This is a genomic window from Microvirga vignae (assembly GCF_001017175.1).
Lineage (GTDB): Bacteria > Pseudomonadota > Alphaproteobacteria > Rhizobiales > Beijerinckiaceae > Microvirga > Microvirga vignae.
In genome coordinates this window covers 1-2,751 of sequence record NZ_LCYG01000165.1, presented here as the reverse complement: position 1 = coordinate 2,751, position 2,751 = coordinate 1, and the positions used below count along the sequence as shown (strand labels likewise).

Here is a 2,751-nt window from a genome sequence, read left to right as displayed (position 1 = left end):
CGGGTGCTCGGTCATCTTCGGCAAGAACGTGACCGCGGCGGCGCCTGGCTCCGCCCAGGGACTGTATCTCATCGTCTCAGACATCCAGGCCGCCCGCGACGAGCTGCTCGGTCGCGGCGTCAAGGTCAGCGAGGCATTTCATGCCGGCGACGCGTACGCCGGCACGGACGAGCCGTACCTGTTCGGGCGGCTGCGGGTGAACGGCCGGGACCCCGAAAACCGCACCTACCGCACGTACGCCTCGTTCAGTGATCCGGACGGCAACGGCTGGCTGTTGCAGGAGGTCACCGAGCGCTTGCCCGGACGCGTGGCGGGGACCGACACGACCTTCACCTCGCCGGCGGAGCTCGCGGCTGCGCTCCGCCGTGCGGCCGCCGCGCACGGCGAGCACGAGAAGCGGATCGGCCACCATGACGAGGGCTGGCCGGACTGGTACGCCGCCTACCTAGCGGCTGAGCAGGCCGGCCAGCCGCTGCCGTCATGAGCCGCAGCCCCGGTGGCCTGCCAGCCATGGCTTTCGGACAGGCGGGACTTGTTGCCCTGCTGGAGAACGCTGCGGAAATCCTTCGCGCGGCACGCATCGTGGAGCCCGTACCATGACCCAAGTCTTCGACGCCATCGTCATCGGGGCCGGACAGGCGGGACCATCCCTGGCCGGGCGGCTGACCGCCGCCGGAATGAGGGTCGCGCTCGTCGAGCGCAACCTGTTCGGCGGCACCTGCGTCAACACCGGCTGCATGCCGACCAAAACGCTGGTCGCCAGTGCCTACGCGGCCCATCTTGCCCGGCGGAGCACCGAGTATGGGATCGCGATCGAGAGCCCGGTCAGGATCGACATGAAACGGGTCAAAGCCCGGGCCGATGCCGTCTCGACGAATGCCCGTACGAATATCGAAAAGTGGCTGCGCGGCATGGACGGCCTGACGGTCATCGAAGGGCACGCCCGGTTCACGGGCCCCGAGGTCGTCCGGGTGGGCGAGAGCCTGCTGACGGCTCCCCGCATCTTCCTCAATGTCGGCGGCCGCGCGAACGTGCCCGACATGCCGGGTGTCGGCACGGTCGCCTATCTCACCAACACCTCGATCCTCAAGCTCGATACCATCCCGCGGCATCTGGTTGTGATCGGCGGCAGCTATATCGGGTTGGAGTTCGCCCAGATGTATCGGCGTTTCGGCGCGGAGGTTACGGTCGTCGAGATGGCGCCACGGCTGATCGCCCGCGAGGACGAGGACGTATCCGAGGCGGTCCGGGAGATCCTCACCGACGAGGGGATCACAGTCCGCACCAACGCCACCTGCATTGGGTTCAAGCCTCACGCGGACGGAGTGGCTGTCGACGTCGATTGCACGTCCGGGGCGCCCGTCGTAGTCGGTTCGCATGTGCTGCTGGCGGTGGGCCGCCGGCCCAACACGGACGATCTCGGCCTCGACAATGCGGGGGTCGCGGTCGATGCGCGGGGCTACATCAAGGTGGATGACAGGCTGGCCACCAATGTGCCCGGCATCTGGGCGCTGGGCGACTGCAATGGCCGCGGAGCCTTTACCCATACGGCCTACAACGACTACGAGATCGTCGCGGCCAATCTTCTCGATGGCGCCACACGTCGGGTGAGCGAGCGGATTCCCGGTTACGCCCTCTACATCGACCCACCGCTGGGCCGTGTCGGCATGACCGAGACCGAGGCGCTCAAGTCAGGCCGAAAGGTGCTTGTGTCCAAGCGCCCGATGACGCGGGTCGGACGCGCCATCGAGCGAGGCGAGACCAAGGGCTTCATCAAGATCGTCGCCGATGCCGACACCAGACAGATCCTCGGCGCCGCCGTTCTCGGCGTGACCGGCGACGAGGTCATCCACGGCATCCTCAACATGATGAATGCCGGCGCAGCCTATCCGACGCTGCAATGGGCGGTGCCAGTCCATCCCACCGTCTCGGAGCTGATCCCGACCGTGCTCGGCGATCTCAAACCCGTCAAATAAGGGAAGGAATGGAAGGTTCACATGGCCAAGATCTTGGTCGTCTATTACTCGTCGTACGGACATATCGAGCAGATGGCACAAGCCGTCGCAGAAGGCGCCCGCTCCGTCGCAGGCACGGACGTCATCATCAAACGGGTTGCGGAACTCGTCCCCGAGGACATCGCCCGCAAGTCCGGCATGAAGCTCAATCAGGAAGCGCCGATCGCCAGCCCCGACGAATTGGGCGACTACGACGCCATCATCTTCGGCACGCCCACCCGCTACGGCGGGATGGCGGCCCAGATGCGCAACTTCCTCGACCAGACAGGTGGCCTGTGGGTTAAGGGCGCTTTGATCGGCAAGGTCGGCAGCGTGTTCGCCTCCACGGGCTCCCAGCACGGCGGTCAGGAGACGACGATCACGTCGTTCCACACCACCCTCCTGCACCATGGCATGATCATCGTTGGCCTGCCCTACTCCTTTGCGGGCCAAACCAGAATGGACGAGGTCACCGGCGGCTCGCCATACGGCGCCACTACCATCGCCGCCGGCGACGGATCCCGCCAGCCGAGCCAGAACGAGCTCGAGGGCGCCCGCTTCCAGGGGCGGCATGTGGCCGATATTGCAGGACGGCTGGAGCACGGTGCTGGCGAGCGGGGGCCCGCCCCGGCCGACATGCAGAACCCGACCGAGACAACAGGCGGAACTGCCGGGCAGCCGTGACAACCGCACTCTGGAGGGATCGAGACATGATGCTCCACCTTCCAGCCCGGTCAGGTTCCCTGATCCTGTCCTG

Annotated in this window: 3 protein-coding genes; all 3 read left to right on the top strand. The window is 66.5% G+C overall.

What is annotated here, in order from left to right; genetic code table 11:
• Positions 1-484: VOC family protein (locus AA309_RS31545; RefSeq protein ID WP_047192978.1), on the top strand; the 484-nt coding region annotated here is incomplete at its 5' end.
• 112 nt (positions 485-596) lie between these two features.
• Positions 597-1,976, top strand: coding sequence for an FAD-containing oxidoreductase (locus AA309_RS31540; protein ID WP_047192977.1), 1,380 nt, complete (start codon positions 597-599; stop codon positions 1,974-1,976).
• 21 nt (positions 1,977-1,997) lie between these two features.
• Positions 1,998-2,678, top strand: a complete 681-nt coding sequence (wrbA, locus tag AA309_RS31535; protein ID WP_047192976.1) for an NAD(P)H:quinone oxidoreductase — start codon at positions 1,998-2,000, stop codon at positions 2,676-2,678.
• The last annotated feature ends 73 nt before the right edge of the window (positions 2,679-2,751 follow it).